Origin of the sequence: Fluviispira multicolorata, from assembly GCF_009208585.1 — a bacterium.
GTDB lineage: Bacteria > Bdellovibrionota_B > Oligoflexia > Silvanigrellales > Silvanigrellaceae > Silvanigrella > Silvanigrella multicolorata.
The window spans coordinates 687,554-707,928 of record NZ_WFLN01000004.1; the positions used below are offsets into that span (position 1 = coordinate 687,554).

At 32.5% G+C, this 20,375-nt stretch carries 16 protein-coding genes; 9 read left to right on the forward strand and 7 right to left on the reverse strand.

Annotated elements, in window-relative coordinates:
• The first annotated feature begins 7 nt into the window (after window positions 1-7).
• A complete protein-coding gene (locus tag GCL57_RS02975; RefSeq protein ID WP_170271513.1) occupies window positions 8-1,117 on the forward strand; it encodes a DUF444 family protein in 1,110 nt (369 codons plus the stop codon).
• A 2-nt stretch (window positions 1,118-1,119) separates the two neighbouring features.
• Window positions 1,120-2,652 (forward strand): SpoVR family protein, encoded by a 1,533-nt coding sequence (locus GCL57_RS02980; protein ID WP_211363209.1) that lies wholly within the window; start codon window positions 1,120-1,122, stop codon window positions 2,650-2,652.
• Window positions 2,653-2,656: 4 nt separating this feature from the next.
• Here the strand turns inward: GCL57_RS02980 and GCL57_RS02985 are convergent, their stop codons facing one another.
• Window positions 2,657-3,028: a response regulator gene (locus GCL57_RS02985; RefSeq protein WP_152211773.1), complete on the reverse strand. Its 372-nt coding sequence runs from the start codon at window positions 3,026-3,028 to the stop codon at window positions 2,657-2,659.
• A gap of 217 nt (window positions 3,029-3,245) precedes the next feature.
• On the opposite strand from GCL57_RS02985, the gene GCL57_RS02990 reads away from it, so the two are divergent.
• From GCL57_RS02990 to menD, 3 genes are all read left to right on the forward strand, one after another.
• The gene (locus tag GCL57_RS02990) at window positions 3,246-4,550 is read left to right on the forward strand and encodes an RCC1 domain-containing protein (protein WP_152211774.1); all 1,305 of its coding nucleotides are present in this window, start codon (window positions 3,246-3,248) and stop codon (window positions 4,548-4,550) included.
• 24 nt (window positions 4,551-4,574) lie between these two features.
• A complete protein-coding gene (locus GCL57_RS02995) occupies window positions 4,575-5,858 on the forward strand; it encodes an RCC1 domain-containing protein (protein ID WP_152211775.1) in 1,284 nt (427 codons plus the stop codon).
• 139 nt (window positions 5,859-5,997) lie between these two features.
• Entirely contained in the window at window positions 5,998-7,614 is a 1,617-nt protein-coding gene (gene menD, locus GCL57_RS03000) for a 2-succinyl-5-enolpyruvyl-6-hydroxy-3-cyclohexene-1-carboxylic-acid synthase (protein WP_152211776.1), read from the forward strand.
• Here menD and GCL57_RS03005 read toward each other — a convergent pair.
• The 3 genes from GCL57_RS03005 to fabV all read right to left on the reverse strand — a co-directional run bounded on the left by GCL57_RS03005 (window position 7,611) and on the right by fabV (window position 11,306).
• The gene (locus tag GCL57_RS03005) at window positions 7,611-8,435 is read right to left on the reverse strand and encodes an HDOD domain-containing protein (RefSeq protein ID WP_161597569.1); all 825 of its coding nucleotides are present in this window, start codon (window positions 8,433-8,435) and stop codon (window positions 7,611-7,613) included. The two genes, menD and GCL57_RS03005, sit on opposite strands and share 4 nt — an antisense overlap.
• A 64-nt stretch (window positions 8,436-8,499) precedes the next feature.
• Window positions 8,500-9,966, reverse strand: coding sequence for a PP2C family protein-serine/threonine phosphatase (locus GCL57_RS03010; RefSeq protein ID WP_152211778.1), 1,467 nt, complete (start codon window positions 9,964-9,966; stop codon window positions 8,500-8,502).
• A gap of 149 nt (window positions 9,967-10,115) precedes the next feature.
• Complete coding sequence (fabV, locus tag GCL57_RS03015) at window positions 10,116-11,306, reverse strand: enoyl-ACP reductase FabV (protein WP_152211779.1); 1,191 nt, start codon at window positions 11,304-11,306, stop codon at window positions 10,116-10,118.
• Window positions 11,307-11,903: 597 nt separating this feature from the next.
• Between fabV and thrA the strand changes: the two genes are divergently transcribed.
• Genes thrA through thrC form a run of 3 tightly spaced genes read left to right on the forward strand, consistent with a single transcriptional unit; the run spans window position 11,904 to window position 16,615 of the window.
• Window positions 11,904-14,363 (forward strand): bifunctional aspartate kinase/homoserine dehydrogenase I, encoded by a 2,460-nt coding sequence (gene thrA / locus GCL57_RS03020; protein ID WP_152211780.1) that lies wholly within the window; start codon window positions 11,904-11,906, stop codon window positions 14,361-14,363.
• Between the two features lie 15 nt (window positions 14,364-14,378).
• Window positions 14,379-15,323 (forward strand): homoserine kinase, encoded by a 945-nt coding sequence (locus tag GCL57_RS03025; protein WP_152211781.1) that lies wholly within the window; start codon window positions 14,379-14,381, stop codon window positions 15,321-15,323.
• An 11-nt stretch (window positions 15,324-15,334) separates the two neighbouring features.
• Window positions 15,335-16,615 carry a threonine synthase gene (thrC, locus tag GCL57_RS03030; protein ID WP_152211782.1) on the forward strand — a complete coding sequence of 427 codons (1,281 nt, stop codon included), beginning with the start codon at window positions 15,335-15,337 and terminating at the stop codon, window positions 16,613-16,615.
• Between the two features lie 27 nt (window positions 16,616-16,642).
• On the opposite strand, the gene GCL57_RS03035 is transcribed toward thrC, so the two are convergent.
• Window positions 16,643-17,197: a thymidine kinase gene (locus tag GCL57_RS03035; RefSeq protein WP_211363210.1), complete on the reverse strand. Its 555-nt coding sequence runs from the start codon at window positions 17,195-17,197 to the stop codon at window positions 16,643-16,645.
• A gap of 126 nt (window positions 17,198-17,323) precedes the next feature.
• Between GCL57_RS03035 and GCL57_RS03040 the strand changes: the two genes are divergently transcribed.
• Complete coding sequence (locus GCL57_RS03040) at window positions 17,324-18,598, forward strand: NAD(P)/FAD-dependent oxidoreductase (RefSeq protein WP_211363211.1); 1,275 nt, start codon at window positions 17,324-17,326, stop codon at window positions 18,596-18,598.
• Window positions 18,599-18,603: 5 nt separating this feature from the next.
• On the opposite strand, the gene GCL57_RS03045 is transcribed toward GCL57_RS03040, so the two are convergent.
• Complete coding sequence (locus GCL57_RS03045; RefSeq protein WP_152211784.1) at window positions 18,604-19,407, reverse strand: CheR family methyltransferase; 804 nt, start codon at window positions 19,405-19,407, stop codon at window positions 18,604-18,606.
• Window positions 19,408-19,426: 19 nt separating this feature from the next.
• Window positions 19,427-20,275 carry an HDOD domain-containing protein gene (locus GCL57_RS03050; protein ID WP_152211785.1) on the reverse strand — a complete coding sequence of 283 codons (849 nt, stop codon included), beginning with the start codon at window positions 20,273-20,275 and terminating at the stop codon, window positions 19,427-19,429.
• Window positions 20,276-20,375 lie beyond the last annotated feature (100 nt).

The window sequence follows — 20,375 nt, forward strand, 5'->3', positions numbered from 1 at the left end:
GAGGTTCATTAAGATGAAAATGGAAACAGATGTCAATCGCTTTCGTAAAATAGTAAGAGGAAAAATTAAAGATAATTTAAAAAGATTTATTTCATCTGGAGAACTTATTGGGAGACAAGGGAATAAACAGGTTACTATACCATTGCCACGCATTGATTTACCGCGTTTTGAATTTGGCAACAATCAACAACGTGGCGTTGGACAAGGTGAAGGAGAACCAGGCGATGCTGTCAGTCAAGGGCAGCCTCAACCCGGTGATGGAGAAGCTGGTCAAAAACCAGGTGAACATAGTATGGAAGTGGATGTAAGTCTTGATGAACTGGCAGGAATTTTAGGTGAAGAGCTTGGCCTTCCACGCATAGAAGACAAAGGCAAAAAGAATATTTCTCAGAAGAAATACAAGTATCAAGGTGTGCTCAGAAATGGGCCTGAAAGTTTAAGAAATTTTAAAAGAACTTATAAAGAAGCTTTAAAAAGACAAATTAGCATTGGTGATTACACACCTGATAGACCTATAATTATTCCAATTAAAGAAGATAAAAGATACCGTAGTTTTCGTATTGAAGAAAAACCAGAAGCCAGCGCCGTTATTATTTACATGATGGATGTTTCTGGTTCGATGGGAGATGAACAAAAAGAAATTGTGAGATTAACATCTTTTTGGTTGAATGCTTGGCTAAAACATAACTACGATAATTTAGACACTCGATTTATTATACATGATGCTATTGCAAGAGAAGTAGACGAACATACATTTTATCATACAAAAGAGTCAGGCGGAACTTTAATTAGCAGTGCTTATAAATTATGTGAAAAAATAATATTAGAAAGCTATCCATCTTCCGAATGGAATATTTATTTATTTCATTTCTCTGACGGAGATAATTGGAGTGGAAATGACACAAATGAATGTATGACATTACTTGATAATTTCTTGTTACCTTCAAGTAATTTATTTTCATACGGACAAGTTGAAAGCCGTTATGGAAGTGGTCAATTTTTAAAGGATCTAGAAAAACACTATGGCGAGCAAAATGAAAAAGTCATTATCCATCAAATAAAAGATCGAGATGGGATCATGAACGCTTTGAGAGCTTTCCTAGGAAGGGGTAAATAATTATGGTTATGGATCCTAGACTCACAAGCGATCTAACCCCAGAACTTAAAGATATTGTTATGGAAATCGAGAGTCACGCAAAAAATTTAGGGCTAGATTTCTTTCCAACCATTTTTGAAATGGTGGATTATCAACAGATGAGTGAAATTGCAGCCTATGGCGGTTTCCCCACGCGCTATCCTCATTGGCGTTTTGGCATGGAATACGAACGAATTGCCAAGAGCTACGAATATGGTTTGTCATTAATTTATGAAATGGTTATTAATAACGACCCCTGCTATGCATATTTATTAAGAAGTAATTCTTTAGTAGATCAAAAGACTGTTATTGCACATGTCTATGGTCATTGTGATTTTTTTAAAAATAATTACTGTTTTTCTCATACTAACAGAAAAACTCTTGATGAAATGGCCAACCATGGTAGTCGAGTGAGACGTTATATTGAGGAAATAGGTCATGATGAGGTTGAAAGTTTTATTGATATTTGCCTTTCCCTTGAAAATTTAATTGATCAACATGGCCCTCATATTCGCCGTGAATATAAACCAAAAGATAAAGATAATTATGATGAGAGTTTAATTTCTCCTGATAAATTACCCGTACCAAAATTACCTTCATTGCGTGGATATATGGAAGGATATATCAATCCAGAAAGCTATTTAAAAGAGCAACAAGCAAAAGTTATTTTAGAAAAAGAAAAAGAAAAAAAATTTCCTGAGAGCCCAGTACGAGATGTTTTAAAGTTTCTTTTGGACTATGCGCCACTCAGTTCTTGGCAAAGAGATGTTCTTGCTATTGTAAGAGAAGAAGCCTATTATTTTGCCCCACAAGGACAAACTAAAATTATGAATGAAGGTTGGGCCGTTTATTGGCACTCAAAAATCCTCACTCAACTTGTTTTAAAAGATTCAGAAGTCATTGATTATTGTGACCATTATGCCGGTGTTGTACAAATGTCTGGACAAAGATTAAACCCCTATAAACTTGGGGTTGAATTGATGCGTCACATTGAAAAAAGATGGGATCGAGGACAATATGGTTTAGAATACACACTTTGCGACGATCCTCTGGTTAGAAAAAATTGGAATAAGAGCGCAAATAAAGGTATGGAAAAAATATTTGAAGTTAGAAAATTTCATAATGATATAACATTTATCGACGAATTTTTAGATGAAGATTTTTGCGAAGAAGCAAAACTATTTACCTGGGTTCAAGACAGAAGATCTGGGCAGGCCATAATTCATGATCGAGATTTTAAAACAATTAAACGTGAACTTCTCGATACAATGACTAACTTTGGCCATCCATTAATTGATGTAATTGATGGAAATTTCAGAAACAGAGGTGAACTTCTTTTAAGGCATAGACATCAAGGCAAAGATTTAAAGATTGATTGGGCAGTTGAAACACTAAAAAATATTCAAAAAGTTTGGAATAGACCTGTAAATATTGCAACTGTAATTGAGTCAGAAAATAAAATTATTCATTTTGATGGTTCTGAACCTAGAATTGAAAAAGGAATTCAATTTGAATAAATAATTATTCAATTAATTTTAAAATTTTTGCTCGAAAATCTTCAACTTCAAATGGCTTAATAATAAATCCATCCGCCTTTAAACTCATCCCCTGCAATATGTATTTCTTTTCTTTAATTGAGGTAAAAAATACAATTTTAAATTTTCTACGTGCAAAACGATCTTTTATATTTTGTATAACTAAAAACCCATTTTTATCCGGCATATAAATATCAAGTAAAACTAAGGCTAATTCACGGGTGTTTTGAATTATTGCTGCAAGCAATTCTTTTTCATTATGACATGAAATGAAGTCAATATCTAAAGTTTCTAATGCTTTCTTTGTAATAAGATGCATTTCTGGTGAATCATCCATTAATATAATCACTTTTCTCATACAAAATCCTCGACATTTTGCTTTTTTAAGATCGGAAAGTATTTCATTTTTTTAATACTTATGAATTTGACACCCTATGACCCTATTGACAGACAAGTTAGTTAATAAAAATACAAATAATTTCAATATTATATATAATTTCTTAATGTTATATTAACTTTTATAAAATAATTGTCGATTAGATTATTGCAATTACTTCAGCAAGAGGAAAGTTAGTATGCAAAACAAGACTTTATTTATAGTTTTATTATCACTCATTCCAGTCGTGATTATGTGCTCAAAAGGAGGAGGAGGAGATGCAGCTGATTCTCAATTGAGTTTAGCAAATTTCTATTCTCTAGATGATTTGAGCAATTTAGCAAAGAACTCTGGTAAAACTCCTAGTTATTCAACATCTGGCTCTGAAAATGGTCTCATCAGTATGGGCGACTTAAGCACTTGTGTTGTTATGACGTCAGGTAAAATTAAATGTTGGGGATTTAATGGTTCCTTTCAGTTAGGTAACACCCAAGCTGTAACAGCGAATCAACAGACACCCGTGTATACAAATATTTTAAATGACAATGCTGTTGCAGTTTCTGCAGCATTAAACCATACTTGTGCCTATTTAATTGCTGGAGGAATGAAATGCTGGGGGTCACAAAATAACGGAAAACTAGGTAATAAAATAAATACTAATACTTATGCAAACACTCCACAAGACGTCGTGAATTTAAACGGGAATCAAATAAAAATGATGGTCACAGGAGATGAACACGTCTGTGTTTTATTTTCTGGAACACAACAGGTCATGTGCTGGGGAGCAAATAATAAAGGACAATTAGCTCAAAATTATACAAACTCTTCAGATCCTCCAGTTATCGCTGGTGTGAATATTGCATTGCCTGAAAGCGTAAAATTAATTGCAACTTCTGACGATTCTGTTTGTGCAATTACAATATCTGGAAATTTATACTGCTGGGGCTCAAACATAACTCAAAGCACAAATCCAAACCCAGTTCTTATTGACTCAGGAGTAAAAAATATTTCGAGCGGTGAAAAAGATCATTTTTGCTATATTAGTGCAAATGATTTTGTAAATTGTTTTGGTATTAATGATAAAATGCAACTTGGTTCTTCTACCATAAATACTACCTTTGTAAAAACACCTGTTAAAGTACCAAACTTAGTTAATGTCACCGCAATTGTTGCGGGTGCTTTTCACTCCTGCGCAATTTCAGATAACAACGCTTCCGTTTATTGCTGGGGAGATAATTCTCTTGGGCAACTTGGAAGTAGCAATAGCGTGCCATCACAATCAAATATCCCTCTGAAAGTTGTTGGTCTTCCAGCTAATAAAGTGATCGATATTGCTGCTGGAGATAGAGTGACTTGCACTCTACACGACAATGATGATGTATTTTGCTGGGGTAATAATAATGCACCAACAACTCCAGGGTCTTATGGAGATTTCTTAGGAGTAAAAAATCCTCCAAGTTTTTCTAACACAGCTATAAAAATTCTTAATAGAAATGATCAATAAGATTTTAAAGACTGGAGAGTCATCATGAAATTAATTTTATTAAAAATCATTGCATTGGGCATTATTTTTGAAGTTCTGTACTCATGCTCTAAAAGCGGCGGCGGAGGCAGTGATGGAGCTGTGGTTTCCTTAAGCAGTTTTTCATCTTTAGATGAGCTAGCTACGGCTTCACAAAGTGCAGGTAAGGTGCCTTCGTACACTTCAAATGGTTCAGAAAATGGACTGATCAGTATGGGAGACGTGAGCACTTGCGTGGTTATGAGCTCCGGTAAAATTAATTGTTGGGGATTCAATACATCCTTTCAACTTGGGAGTGCAGCCTCAGGCACCACAAATCAAGCAACTCCAGTCACGGTTGATATATTACAAGATACAGCTGTTGCAGTCTCTGCGGGTTATTTACAGACATGCGCATTCTTAACATCAGGGATGAAATGCTGGGGATCGCAAAATAAAGGGATTTTGGGTAATGGTTTAAATTTAAGCACACCTGCTCAAACACCACAAGTTGTGTCGAATTTAAACGGACAACGCATTAAAATGATGGTCACTGGCGACTTACATGTTTGTGTGCTATTTTCAAGTACACAAAGTGTGTCTTGCTGGGGACAAAATAACTACGGTCAATTAGGAACAGATTTTACTGTTACACCTTCTTTTAGTCTTACAGCAGTGCCTATTTCATTACCAGAACCTATTAAATCAATTGCAACATCTGACTTCACTGCATGCGCTGTTGCCGTAAGTGGTAATCTTTATTGCTGGGGTCAAGATATTACTACCAGTAGCAATCCAAATCCTGTGTTAATTACTTCGAATGTTAAAAATATTTCGAGCGGTGAGCAAGCGCACTTCTGTTTCATTGATACAAGTGAAAATATTAAATGCTTCGGTAAGAACAATAAACTACAACTTGGTACGACACCAGTTTCAGCAACATATAATAAAGCACCCAATGCGGTTAGTGGACTTTCAAATGCAGAAGCTATTGTCGCTGGTCAGTCACACACTTGTGCAATTACAAATAATGGCTCTTCAGTGTATTGCTGGGGTGACAATTCTCTTGGACAATTGGGCAATGGCTCAAGCTCAATCGTTCCATCTAATATTCCCCTTGCAGTTGTTGGACTTCCTAGTGGGAAAGCTATCGATATTGCCGCTGCCGATAACGTAACATGCACTCTACATGACAATGATGACATATATTGCTGGGGCAATAACAGCAGCTCAAGGCCTGACTTCCTTGGAGTCACAAGCGAAGCTATTTTCCCTACAGCTATTAAAATTTTAAACAGAAATGATCCTTAAATCATTAAATTATTAAACAAAAGGGATAATCAATTTTATAATTGAATATCCCTTTTGCATTATCAATGTGGACAATTATATACGAAAAATATAATAAAAAATCTGGGTCTGTGTGCCAATTATCGCTCAAGGATAGAAAATGAGATCAAATAGAGAATTTGCTGCCGATATCATTCAACAATTATTAGATTGGGAGGTTGTTGAATTTTATATTTGCGCTGGGGCACGTAATATTCCACTTGTTGAAATATTACTTCATATGAAGGGGAACAATAATTTTGTTTTTAATCATTTTGAAGAACGCTGTGCCGCTTTTTATGCTATTGGTCGAATAAAATCACTTAAAAAACCGGTATGCGTAATAACTACTTCAGGAACTGCGGTTGGAGAGCTTCTTGCTCCGACTATGGAAGCTTATTATTCTGGCCTTCCACTTGTTCTTTTAACTGCAGACAGACCTAAAGCATTTAGAGGCACTGGCGCTCCTCAAAGTGCTGAGCAAAATAATATTTTTGGAAAATATGTTTCAGATTGTTTTGATATTGAAATCACTCAATCATTTAATTTAACAGCTTGCTCTAAAAAGAGCCCTCTTCATATCAATGCGTGTTTTGCCACTCCACTTCAAGCAGGGGAAATTAAAAGTTTAGAACTCCCAATTAATAGCATAGATAAAACAAAGGGATCTCCTTTTTTTTCTGCTGATTTTATTAAACTAATTCAAAATAAAATACTTGAAAATAAAAATTTTCTTGTTATACTTTCGCAATTTGACCGCAAGTTTAAAGAAATAATTATAGATTTTCTTTGTAAACTTAATGTTCCTATTTATATTGAAAGTATTTCAAACTTACGCAACGAAAAGAAATTATCACATTTACAAATTTCTTGTGCAGATAAAATTTGGAAAAATATAAATAAAGCTGATTATCAAATAGAATGTGTAATAAAAATAGGCGGCACACCCACTCACAGAATTTGGCGTGATATTGAAGAAATATATACTGACATTGAAGTTATTTCTTTATCAGACAATATTTTTTCTGGACATTCACGTGCAAAGCATTTTCAGTTTGTCTCTTTAGCTGAAAAGACATATGATTCATTTCCAGAAATTATAACAAAAAAAAATATGTCTAAAGAATGCAAATATTTTTTAGACTTAGATGATATTTCATTTCAAAATCTCAAAAAGATTATATATAAATATCCTAATTCTGAACAAGCAGTAATGCATAAATTATCGAATATTATCCCAAAACACTCTCGCATTTATTTGGGAAATAGCCTTTCTATTCGGCATTGGGACCTTACTGCACAACTTAATCAAAAGAATTTTTATATTGAAGCTTCAAGAGGATTAAATGGAATTGATGGGCAAATATCAACATTCTATGGCTTTTCAGAAAAGCGCTCGAACAATTTTGCAATTATCGGCGACCTCACCGCCTTATATGACTTAAGCGCTCCTTGGGTTTTACAATATAAAAATGATTTAAATACAAATTTAATTGTAATTAATAACAGTGGCGGAAAGATCTTCGGCCGTGTTTTAGCAGGCCAAGCTGGGGCCTTTTGTCAAAACACACACACTTATAATTTAAAATATTGGTGCAAAATGTGGGGGCTAGAATATTTTCAAATTCAAAACATCGATGAAATAGAATTCATCGAGAAACAGCATAAAGTGTACGAAATTTTTCCTTCTGAAAGAGAAACAGAGGAGTTTAATAAAGAATTTAGTCAATTAAATTAAAAACCATACTCATTCATAGAGTGTGAAACAAACTTTATCAATTCGATTACCTTTTCTTTAGAGATACCAAGTCTATCTATAAGCATCATATTAACTCTAACATCCCTAGTATAACCTTTAAAAGAGAATGAAATGCGATGAGCAAGAATATCTGCTAGTTCAAGAATACATAACTCTTTATTTAAATAATAGGTTTCAGAAGATCTTACATTTTCTTTCGTATGATGATTTTTAACTAATAATATAATATTTTGATTCATTCCCCACTCACTCAAAATATCTGCCCCTATAATTTCATGGGATGTAATATTAAGATCCATCTCAGCTTTGTGAAAATGCACTTTATCCGTTTTACATTTTTCAATAATATTTTTCATAATATCTTTATGCATTATAGCACGAGCTAATATCCCAATATCATGAAATGCAGCGGCTAATGTTATGTCATTCATGGTAGATATATTAAGTATTTTACAAAGTTCAAAGGCAAAACGAGAAACACAGCTAGAATGCAAGTTAAATTGTTTTAAATTGAAAAAATAAATTTCTTCAATATTATTATATTTATTATAATATTCAGAAGTCAAAACGAGTGTTAAATTAATAATACCGATTCGAACTATCGCTTGCTTTAAATCATTTGTCTGCTTACCCTGAGAATAATGTTGCGAATTTGCCAATATCAATATTTTATTAAAAAGTCCAATATCTTTTCCAATTTTTTCAACCATATTGTCAATAATATATTCATTTTTATAAATAGAAGATAAGCAACTTACTATATTTTCAGTCAGGGGAGGAATAATTAATTTATCATACATTTTCGCCATATTTTTTCACAAAATTTCATTAAAATGTTTAAACTCATTAATGCTAAAAATAGAACTATATATTACTTTTAACTCCATTTTTTTTAATTACAACCAAAGTAACATCATCGACAATTAATTTTCCATTATAAAAAGAATATGCATCTTCTATAATATCTCTCATCAAACAAGAACTTTCAAAGTCTATATAGTTCTTCTTCTTTACTAATTTTCTAATTCTAATTTCACCATATACTATTTCTTTATCATTCGTATTTTCGATTAACCCATCTGTAAATAATATCAAAATTGTTTTATCATTAAAATCATACGTATTTATTTTAATATCTTCTATATCCTTATACTCAATTCGATTACCTAAACGATAACCTCCTAAAACAAGCCTTTTCACAATACAGTCTTCAGAAGTCGTATAATCTACTAAAAAAGGAAAATTATGTGCTGCATTTATAAAACTAAAACGCTTCATTTCTTCATCAAATATTATTAAGGCCATAGTCATATAAAAGTTATTATCACCAATTTTATTTATGAAATTACTTAAATCAACGTAAACTTTCCTTAAATCTTCCATATCGCTTATCTGAGAGAATGAAACTGATTCGATAAATCCTGAAACAGCTGAAGCAATGACAGCACTTCCTGCACCATGCCCAGTGACATCTCCAATTAAAATCATTTTTTTATTGCCTAATTTATAGATCCCCCAAAGATCTCCCCCTACGCTAGCAGCACTTTGATAATAGTAGGCAAGATCTAAATTACTATCAAAACCACGAATAACATCAATTTTAGGTAACAGATTTCCTATAGCAAGACACACTGCATTCATTTCTATTTCAAGTCTCTTATTAGTTTCAAATATAACTCTATTCTTTTGTTCCAATTCATTTATTTGAAATATAATTTTTTTAACCATAGGTCTAAAAATAAAGAATACTTCAGTGATTAGCGTTAAAAGAGTTAATAATAAAATTGCTCGCGAAATTTTTAAAATAAGTTGAATATCAGATTTACTTTTATCAGAGAATCTCTCTACATTTTCATTCAAATTTTTTAATAAATTATTTATATAATTATAATCAAACTCATTTATAAATTTCGAGCAATTTTTTGTAAGCGCACATTCAATAGCCTTATTTGTATAATTATTTATTCTTTCATATAAATTAATTTCATTTGATTTTTTAATACCGAGTTCAATTTCTTTTTGTGCTAAATAAATATTAGCTTCTTTCATGCGTGTAGCTAAATTTACAATTTCTTTCTCTATTAAATTACTTTTAAGATCTTTCTTATTATATACATAATAGCAAAGCAAAGAAATTCTTTGGCTAAGCATTCTTTGTCGTCCCGATATATTTATTATTTCGGAAAAAATCTCTTGTTTAACAATCATTCTATCTAAAATATTATTAGAAACAAGAGCCATACAAGCAATTATGAGTAAAGCAGACACATAGCGAGAAATAATTTGGAATTTAATATTTTTATTATCATTTTTTATTTGAAATAATTTCATATTTTTCTCATACTATACCGATTATTCAAAAATAATTATAATTATATAATAGTTACAAATAATCTCGGCATGACAAAATAATGACAAATAGATAAAATTAAAAGCTGAATTAGATGAAAATAAATCAACTTTTAATTTTAAATGAGGTTTTATTTAATTGAGGGAATATCAATTTTAATTTCAACTTCTGCTTTATAATCAACATCTGGAAGAGCAAAACCAAAAAGTTTATAAAAATCATTTCGATAGCCAGCCAGATCAGAATAGTCGGTTATATTTTCTGAGTTTACCTTTTCCCAAAGCTTTGAGACTTCACTTTGTACATCCTCACGCATTTCCCAATCGTCAATACGAATAAGACCTTTTTTATCAGTTTTAATTTCATGATTTGCATATAAATTTTCGCTAAAAAGTCTATATGCTTGTTCGATGCAGTCTTCATGCAATTTCTTTTCTTTCATTATGCGAAACAAGAGCGAAATATAAAGAGGAACAACAGGAATGGCAGAGCTTGATTGTGTCACAACTGCCTTATTCACAGAAACAAAAGCTCTACCACCTATTTTTTGCAATTTATCAGTAATTATTGCAGCTGTTTTTTCAAGATGTTCTTTGGCTTTTCCAATAGTTCCTTCACGATAAATTGGATAAGTTAATATAGGTCCAATATATGAATAGGCAACAGTGATAGCATTTTCAGAAAGTACACCTGCATTTTGCAATGCATCCATCCACATTTCCCAATCTTCACCTCCCATAACCCGAATTGTGTTTTCAATATCTCCATCAGCAGCAGGTTCAATGCTCACTTCTTTGATTTCACCTGTCATAGGGTTAATTGATTTTTCGGAGTATGTTTTGCCAATTGGTCTCAGCACAGATGCAAAATTTTCGCCTGTCTTTGGATGGGTTCTACGTGGCGAAGCTAAGCTATAAACAACAAGGTCTACTTTCTCTAAGTCTTGCTTTATAAGTTCTATTGTTTTTTGCTTAATTTCATCAGAAAAAGCGTCTCCATTGATACTTTTTGCATAGAGACCATCTTTATGTGCGGCATTTTCAAAAGCAGCTGTATTATACCACCCAGCAGTTGCCGTACGAGCTCCCTCAGCGGGCTTTTCAAAAAATACACCAATCGTTGCAGCTCCATTGCCATAAGCCGTGGCTATACGACTTGAAAGCCCATAACCTGTGGAGGCTCCAATAACGAGAACTTTTTTAGCGCCCACTATTTTAGGATTATTTTTTACATAGTTAATTTGATTTTGCACATGCTGAGCACACCCAATTGGATGCGCTGTGGTACAAATAAATCCTCGTACTTTTGGTTCAATAATCATTTTATTCCCTTTCTATCTAACGAAAGGAGTCAACCTAACCGGAAAACTCCAAGATCATTCTTAAAACACTCTAAAAGAAGATTGCAACCTTTAGTTTAAATGCCTCTCATAAGCTAGCCTATTTGGAAACCTATGTCATTTATTGAAAATAGAGAATCAACGGGAAAACCTATTAACAAAATTTGTCTCTTTACCATTTTCACTTTCGTAAAATATAAGCAACGAAATTTTAATAATAACAATTTTGATAACAATAACTTGAATTTCTATTTAAAATAAATTATAAAAGTTACTCTCTCTTCTTTATCATTTAGAAGGGGACTCCTCTTATAATGAAATTAAAATATTATTTTCATTATATATGATCTCTTTGAAAGGTGTTTGTCATGAAGTCTTCTGAGCCGATATTCTTTAAAGCACGAGCCTCTTTTTCTTCTCTTTTCTATTTTCCAATTATGAATATTACGGCTACCAATAGCATGCCAACGCCACTCACGTTTATCTAATTAAAAATTACAATTAAATATCTAATCATTTTAAAATTTTATTATATTATTTCAGAAAATAATATATATTAAAAATAAAAGGCGTAACATAATGGAAAATTTTTTAAGAAATAATATTATTATTCACAAATTTGGTGGTTCAAGCTTAGCAAATGCAGATCGCTTCTTTTCTATAAAAAAGCTGCTTAATGAAGAAAAGGAAGTAATAGTTGTTTCTGCAATAAAAGATGCAACCTCAACTTTACAACTTATACTAAATAACGCTGCAAACGGAAAAAATTTTTTAGAAATTCTAAAAAATTTAGAATATGCTCATTTCAATATTATTAAATCACTTCATTTTAATATATGTACATTAGAATTAGAAAAAATAATTAAAAATGATTTTGAAGCTATCCAGAATATTTTACTTTCTGTCATGCATCTAACTTCATATTCTAAAGAAATAGAAGATTTTGTATTAGGTTTTGGCGAACAATGGTCTGCACAAATATTGTCGCATTATTTAGCGCAATTTTATAAGACGCGCTATTTAGATGCTTCAAAAGTATTAAGCACACATTTTCAAAACAATATTATTTCCATCAATTGGGAAAAAAGTTCTAAAAATTTATATAATTTCCTCAATGAAAATGAATTCGATAAATTAGTTGTTACAGGATTTATTGCCGCAAATGAAGAAGAAAAAAGAACTACTCTTGGAAGAAATGGAAGCGATTTTTCAGCAGCCATTTTTGCTAAACTTTTTAAAGCAAAAGAATTGTATATTTGGAAAGATGTCGATGGAATTCTAAGTGCAAATCCCACCAAAGTAAGAGACGCCTTTCCAATTGAATCTCTTTCTTATAAAGAAGCTCTAGAACTTGCCTATTTTGGTGCAAAAGTCATACATCCACGCACAATATCTCCTGCACAAGAAGAAGGTATTCCTATTTTTATTAAAAATAGTTTTAAGCCTCTTCTCAAGGGGACAAAAATATCAGATAATCCTCAAAAAACTGAAAATCAGATTAAAGGTGTGACCGGAATAGATGATGTTGCTCTTATAAACATTGAAGGAGCAGGCATGATCGGAGTATCAGGAATATCGGCACGTATTTTTGATGCAATTCAACAAAAAAATATATCTGTTATACTTATTTCTCAAGCAAGCTCTGAATACTCTATTTGTTTTGCAGTTTCTAAAGAATATTCCGAATTAACTTTAAAAACTCTATCTGAAACTTTACAATTAGAAATTGAAAAAGGTCATATTGAAAATATTTCTGTCGAAAATGAATGCTCTATTTTAGCTATCATTGGTGACGAAATGATTGGTTCTGTCGGTGTAGCTGGGAAATTATGTTCAACTCTTTCAAAGGCAAACATAAATATCATTGCAATTGCACAAGGCTCATCTGAAAGAAATATATCGGTCGTCATTAATAAAAAAGATCTAAACAAAGCTTTAAATTCAGTTCATTCAAGCTTTTATTTATCCCATAAAACAATCGCAATTGGTTTGATTGGATTGGGTTCAGTTGGAAGCGCATTTTTTGAACAACTAAAATCTGCGGCGAGTGAACTTAAAAATAAATACCAAATAGATTTTTCAGTCCGCGGAATTATGAACAGTAAGAAAATGTGTTTAAGTGAAAAATCTATGGACATCACTCATTGTCATGAAAATTTAAAAAACAGCATGCTAGAAATTGATATCGAGAGATTTTCTTCGCATATTGCAAATGATGATTCCACACATGGAGTCATTATTGATTGTACAGCAGATTTTAATATTGCCCAAAAATATATTAATTTTATAACTAAAGGTTTACATATAATTACACCAAATAAGCATGCTAATGGTGGAGATATTGCGTATTATAAAGAATTAAAATCTTTAATAAAGCAAAAAAAATGTCATTACTATTATGAAGCTACTGTCTGTGCTGGCTTACCTGTCATTAATACTTTGCAAGATATTATAAAAACTGGTGACGAAATTTATAATATAGAAGGTATTGTTTCTGGAACTTTAAGTTATATATTTAATGAATTAGCTAAAGGAAAAAGATTTTCTGAAGTTGTTTATGATGCAAAAAGTCAAGGTTTTACAGAACCAGACCCTAGGGCAGACTTATCGGGTCAAGATGTTGCAAGAAAATTAATATGTCTTGCACGTGAAGTGGGCTTTGATATTTCACTTGAAAATATTAATGTTCATAATTTAATTCCTAAAGAATTACAAAACTGTAGTGTAAATGAGTTCCTCGAAAGACTTCCTGAATTTGATGAACAGATGTCAATATTTGTTGAAAAAGCAAACGCGCAAAATGAAAAAATCTGTTACGTAGGTTCTATTTCACAATCTGGAGAAGTTAAAATTAATTTGGGTCATTATTCTCAAAAACACCCTTTTAGTCGTTTAGAGGGTACTGATAATATGCTCATATTCTATACACGTAGATATCACAAACAGCCTTTAGTTATCCAAGGCCCTGGTGCAGGAGCTGAAGTAACAGCATCGGGTATTTTTGCAGATCTCTTACGCTTAGCATCATCTTTAGCATAAATTTAGGAATTTAAAATGTTAAAAAAAGATTTAAAATCTGTCACAGCTTTTGCTCCTGCAACATGTGCGAACGTTGCCGTTGGATTTGATATTTTAGGATTTTCATTTGATGGCGTTGGAGACACAGTTACGTTAAAACGTCGTTTAGATAATAAAATAATTATTGAAAATATTGATAGTCCTGAAATAATCCCTCTCAATCCCGAAAAAAATACAGCTTCTGTGGTTATAAAAAAACTTTGTGAAGATTTAAATATTCAAACAGGATTTTCTATTTCAATTCGTAAAGGCATTGCTTTAGGCTCTGGAATGGGGGGATCAGCCGCATCTGCTGTCGCAGCGCTTGTTGCATGCAATGAATTCCTTTTAAATCCACTTTCTTTACAAGAATTATCCTTTTATGCACTTTTTGGCGAAGAAGCTGCGTGTGGACAAAAGCATGCTGATAATATTGTCCCCTGTCTTTTTGGGGGAATGACTCTCATTCAATCAAGCGATCCAATTCATATTGTAGAATTGCCTGTACCTAATTTAAATTGCATTCTTATACATCCACATTTAAAAATAGAGACAAAACATGCGCGAGGAGTTTTAAAAAATGAACTCCCATTAAAAGATTATGTTAAACAATCTGCAAATACTTCCTCATTTATTGCCGCACTTTATCAAGGTAACTATGATTTATTAAAAAAATCATCCCAAGATTTTCTTATTGAACCTCAACGCGCTCATCTTGTTCCTGGATTTTATGAAGTGAAAAATGCGGCATTAAACTCTGGAGCCATTATGTCATCTTTTTCTGGATCTGGACCAACCCTTTTTGCTTTGGCTGATACACAAATTGATGCAAAACAAATTGCTGAAAATATGCAAAAAGAATTTTTAAAGTTGGAAATTAAATCGGAATATTGGATAGCAAAAATGCAATCAAAAAAAGCATATGTCATTGAATCTTACTAAAGGTTAAAATCATGCAATATATAAGCACTCGAAATAGTAATAAGCGATATACATTAACAGAAGCAATTCAACAAGGATTGGCAAGCGATGGAGGACTATTTATTCCAGAGTCGTTTCCAAAAATTGATTTAGCAGATTATAACATTGAAATGAGTTATATTGAGTTTTCTGAAATGCTTTTGAAGCAATATTTTAAAGAAGATAAATTAAACTTTAAGTTAAAAGAAATATGTAAAAATGCATTTTGCTTTCCTGTACCAACTGTAAAAATAAACCATAATGTTGAAATGCTCGATCTGTGTAAAGGTCCAACACTTTCTTTTAAGGATTTTGGCGCAAAATTTTTAGCTGAATGTGTAAATCATATATCCACAAATAAAAAATCAACTATAATGGTTGCCACTTCGGGTGACACAGGCTCTGCCGTTGCGAGTGCTTTTTACAAAAAAGAAAATACTCAAGTGATTGTCCTCTTTCCAAAAGGAAAGATATCAAAAAAACAAGAAAAACAAATAACTTGTTGGGGTAAAAACATTCTTCCCCTTGCTGTGCATGGAACTTTTGATGATTGCCAACGCCTTGTAAAACAAGCTTTTCAAGAAAATTGGTGGCAACATACTATGAATATAAGCAGCGCAAATAGCATAAATATTGGCCGTCTTCTCCCGCAAATGACTTATTATGCCTATACTAGTTTCCAGTATTATTTTAAAAATAACAAACCAGTCGGATTTATTGTTCCAACAGGAAATCTAGGCAATGCAACTGCAGCTTTTTGGGCTAAAGAGATGGGCTTTCCAATTCGAGAAATTAGCTTATCTACCAATGCAAATAGAGTGATTAGTGATTATCTAGACTCCGGTATATTCTCCCCTCGCACAAGCCTTACAACCCTTGCTAATGCCATGGATGTGGGAAATCCAAGTAATTTTGAAAGGCTTACTAAATTATTTCCAGAAAAAGAAAACTTCTTAAAAAATATTTCAGCTATCTCTGTCAGCGATGATCAAATAGAGCAAACAATAATAAATATTTATAATAAATATGATAAAATTATATGTCCACATACTGCAACAGCATTCTTTGCAAAAGAATATAAATCTGATGACTCTTGGATTGTTGTTTCAACAGCCGATCCATGTAAATTTGACGATATTATTGAACCTATTATTCGCAAAAAAATACCCATACCTCAACAAATGCAAGAACTATTAAATAAAGAAACAAAAAATTGGGAAGTGCAAGCAGATTTAAAAGACATAGAAGAAATATCTAGACAATATTTCTTTTAACGGAGAAAAAAAATTAGATTAATATTATCAATGATAACTATGGTGTTTTCGACAGCGTGGTTCATAACTTTCAATAGCTCCAACAAAAACCGTTTCTTCTGAGGGGATTAGTCTTTGTGTATAATGTGCTTCTTCCCCACAATTTGAACAAATTGCTGAAAGTTTTGTTACCTTATTTGCCATTGATAATAATTCAGGCATTTTCCCAAAAGGTCTTTTTCTAAAATCCATATCAAGACCTGCGATCACGACACGAATACCTCTTTGCAAGAGTTTTTCCACATCGATTAATATTTCAGCTGAAAAAAATTGGGCTTCATCAATTCCAACTACGTCTACATTGTCTAAATTATAATTAAACATTTCAGATGTATTTTGGATTAAGATTGAAGAAATTTTAACACCATTATGACTGCATATACTCTCGTCAGAGTATCGAATATCTGAAGAATGCTTAAAAACAAAAACTCTTTGTTTTGCAATAGTCGCTCTTTTCAAGACTCTAATCAGCTCTTCCGTTTTTCCACTAAACATACAACCACATATCACCTCAATAATCGCACCAGATAATTTATGAGCCACAGTGTCCTCCATCAGTTGCCTGCTGTTTGCGCTTTGTTTGGGCTAATATAAAATAGAAACAATTGCAACTTGAGACAGTTTGGAGATATTATTTTATTGGTTTTTAATAATGTGAACGAGGTTCTTATGAATAATAAAATGACATCTACACATGTAGTAATTGTTGGAGCAGGATTTGCAGGAATAAACGCCGCAAAAAAACTTGGAAATAAAAAAGAGATACAGGTTACAATACTTGATAAAAAAAATTATCATTTATTTCAACCATTATTATACCAAGTTGCAATGGCTGGTTTAAGTCCAGCCGAAATCGCCTCGCCAATAAGATCAATCTTATCAAAATATAACAATATAAATGTTGCTATTGGTAACGTAACAGAAATCAATTTACAAGATCAAACAGTGAAAACAGAGTTTAAAAATTATAAATTTGATTATCTTATTCTTGCATGTGGTGCAACCCACAGCTATTTTGGGAAAAATAATTGGGAAGAGTTTGCTCCCGGTTTAAAAAGTATCGAGCAAGCTACCGAAATCAGGAGGCGTGTTTTAACCGCATTTGAACTTGCAGAAAGAGAGAATAATCCTAAAAAAATCAGAGAGTATCTTACCTTCGTTATTGTTGGTGGAGGCCCAACTGGCGTCGAACTCGCAGGTTCTCTCTCCGAAATGGCACATTTTACCTTAAATAAAGAGTTTAAAAATATAGATTTAAAAAGCACAAGTATTATTTTAATTGAAGCTGGCGATAGAATTCTTGCAGGCTTTTCTCCCGAACTTTCTGAACATGCCAAAAATGATCTTATAAAAATAGGAGTCACAGTCAAAACAAACACCCGCGTCAACGAAATCAATGAATCAGGAGTGCGCATTGGGGACGATTTTATTTCTTCAAAAACAGTTATTTGGGCTGCTGGCGTGCAACCTTCTGCAACTGGAAAACTGCTTAGCAGCGAACTTGATAGAGCTGGGAAAGTCGTTGTCAATGAATATTTACATTTGGCAGAGTATAAGAATGTCTTTGTTTTAGGAGATCAAGCATGTGCTTTTGACAAAGAAAAGCGCCCCCTACCAGGTCTTGCTCCTGTCGCTATTCAACAGGGTATTCATACCGCAAAAAATATTATAAGAAACTGCGAAGGTAAAAGTATGATGCCGTTTTCATACTTTGATAAAGGACAAATGGCCACAATTGGACGAGGAAGAGCCATTTCAGAATATTCTGGTTTTAAAGCTCACGGAAAAATAGCTTGGTTCGCTTGGTTATTCATCCATATTTTATATTTAGTTGGATTTAGAAATAAAGTTTTTGTATTTTTTCAGTGGATTTGGTCATATATCACTTTTGGGAGAGGCGCTCGCTTGATAACGAAACAAGAATGGAAAAACAATGATGGTTAAAATCATTATAATTTTTCAAACATTGAGTTTCCAAGAGGTTTTAAATTAAAAGCTTTTGCATCTACACTGTCACTGTGCCCAATAATTAGAACTCCACCTTTAACAAGTCTTTCTACAAGTTTAGCAATTATTTCTTTAACTTTATCAGGTGTAAAATAAATAAGAACATTTCTACAAACAATTGCTTCAAATGATGGAGGAAGACTTTGCAACTTTATTAAATTATCAGTAAAAAAACGTGTTTTTGCTTTGATATTTGCTTCTGGGGCAAAACTATCTTCATTGACCATTTTCTTAACTAAAGCTTGATAATTTGCTGGTATTTTATTGAAGTCTTTCATTGGATAAATAGCTTTTTTTGCTAAGTTTACAGAAACAGGATCGATATCAAATGCTTGAAACTCATAATCAAAACCTGGATGCATAGTTCTAAAAGATTCCAGTACAATGCTAAATGAATAAACTTCTTCACCTGTTGAGCATCCACCAGATTGCATTCTAAATTTTTTAATTCCTTTAAACTTTTCAGCTAAAAATGCCTCGAATTTTTTATAGTGAGGCAATTCTCGAAACCATTCTGTTGTATGAATTGTAAATGCACTTAATAATTGTGCAAATTCTTCATCATTGGCTATTGCTGATTGTAAATATGCTTGTAAATTCTCGGCTTTCTTTACTTGAACCCTTCGCAAGATATTTGAAATAATAATATCTCTACGATATGAACCTTGTTGACAGTTTCCTGTCATATTCTCTGCCATTGCATATATTTGTTCTCTTTCTTCTGGAGTAAACGAATCAACACCCATAGCACAATATCCTTTTGTGTTAAGTAGAACTCAAGGCAGCTTCAGTTTCTAAAGCAGATTTGACAATTTCCTTCACATCTTCGGCTGATATACCCATTCTCTTTAGCATGGAAAGTTCAATTCTTGTGTCTCTTTTGTATTCTTTAAAACCAAAACCATAGCTGTGAGCTAAAATGTCTGATAAAATAAGGATATCAAGCAATTTTATGGTATTGACTTCAACTTCTTTTCTGTCGTCGGGCTTACGTGAATCATGCAAACTAATAATAAGTTTGACTCGTGCAGGAATTTCCCAAGTATCTAATGCGCGTGCCCCTAATTTGCAATGAGGCTCAAGTCCAAGCTTTTCTTCAGCAATCGCAAAATCAACTTTATTTTCAAAACAATATTTAACCATTAATGACAAATTCTCGTGAAATAAACTTCCCATAATGGCGAGACCAACATCATGCATAAGTCCAGCCATTTGAATATCTGCAATAGAATCTGGAGCTATTTTTTTTGCAAAATCAGTGCAAAGCAAGCTGACAAAGGAACAATGTTTGGAAAAGCTTTTAAAATCAAAAAACATTGAATCTTTAAAAACAAATGTAGCTTCAAGAGCATGCAAAATCATAAGTTGTCTTAAATTATCATGGCCAATTCGCAAAATTGCAGCATTTAAATCACTGGTGGGGGCACCCTTCCCTAATAAGAACTGAGAAGAATTCGCAAGTTTTAAAATACTTGCAGAAATTCCAATATCTCGTGATAAAGATTTGGAAAGAACCCCTGTGTCCGCATTAGGATTATATAAATAAACAAGACATTCCCTAGCAATTTGCGGCATAGCAGGAAGTTTAAAACCTTCTGGAAGATGCATTTTCATGTTAATCGTCTTTCCACAAATGAATTTAAGAAAATTTCATTTTAGAAATGGCCGAAATTTTATCGACATAGTCTAAGTAATTTAGAAGTACTTAAATCTT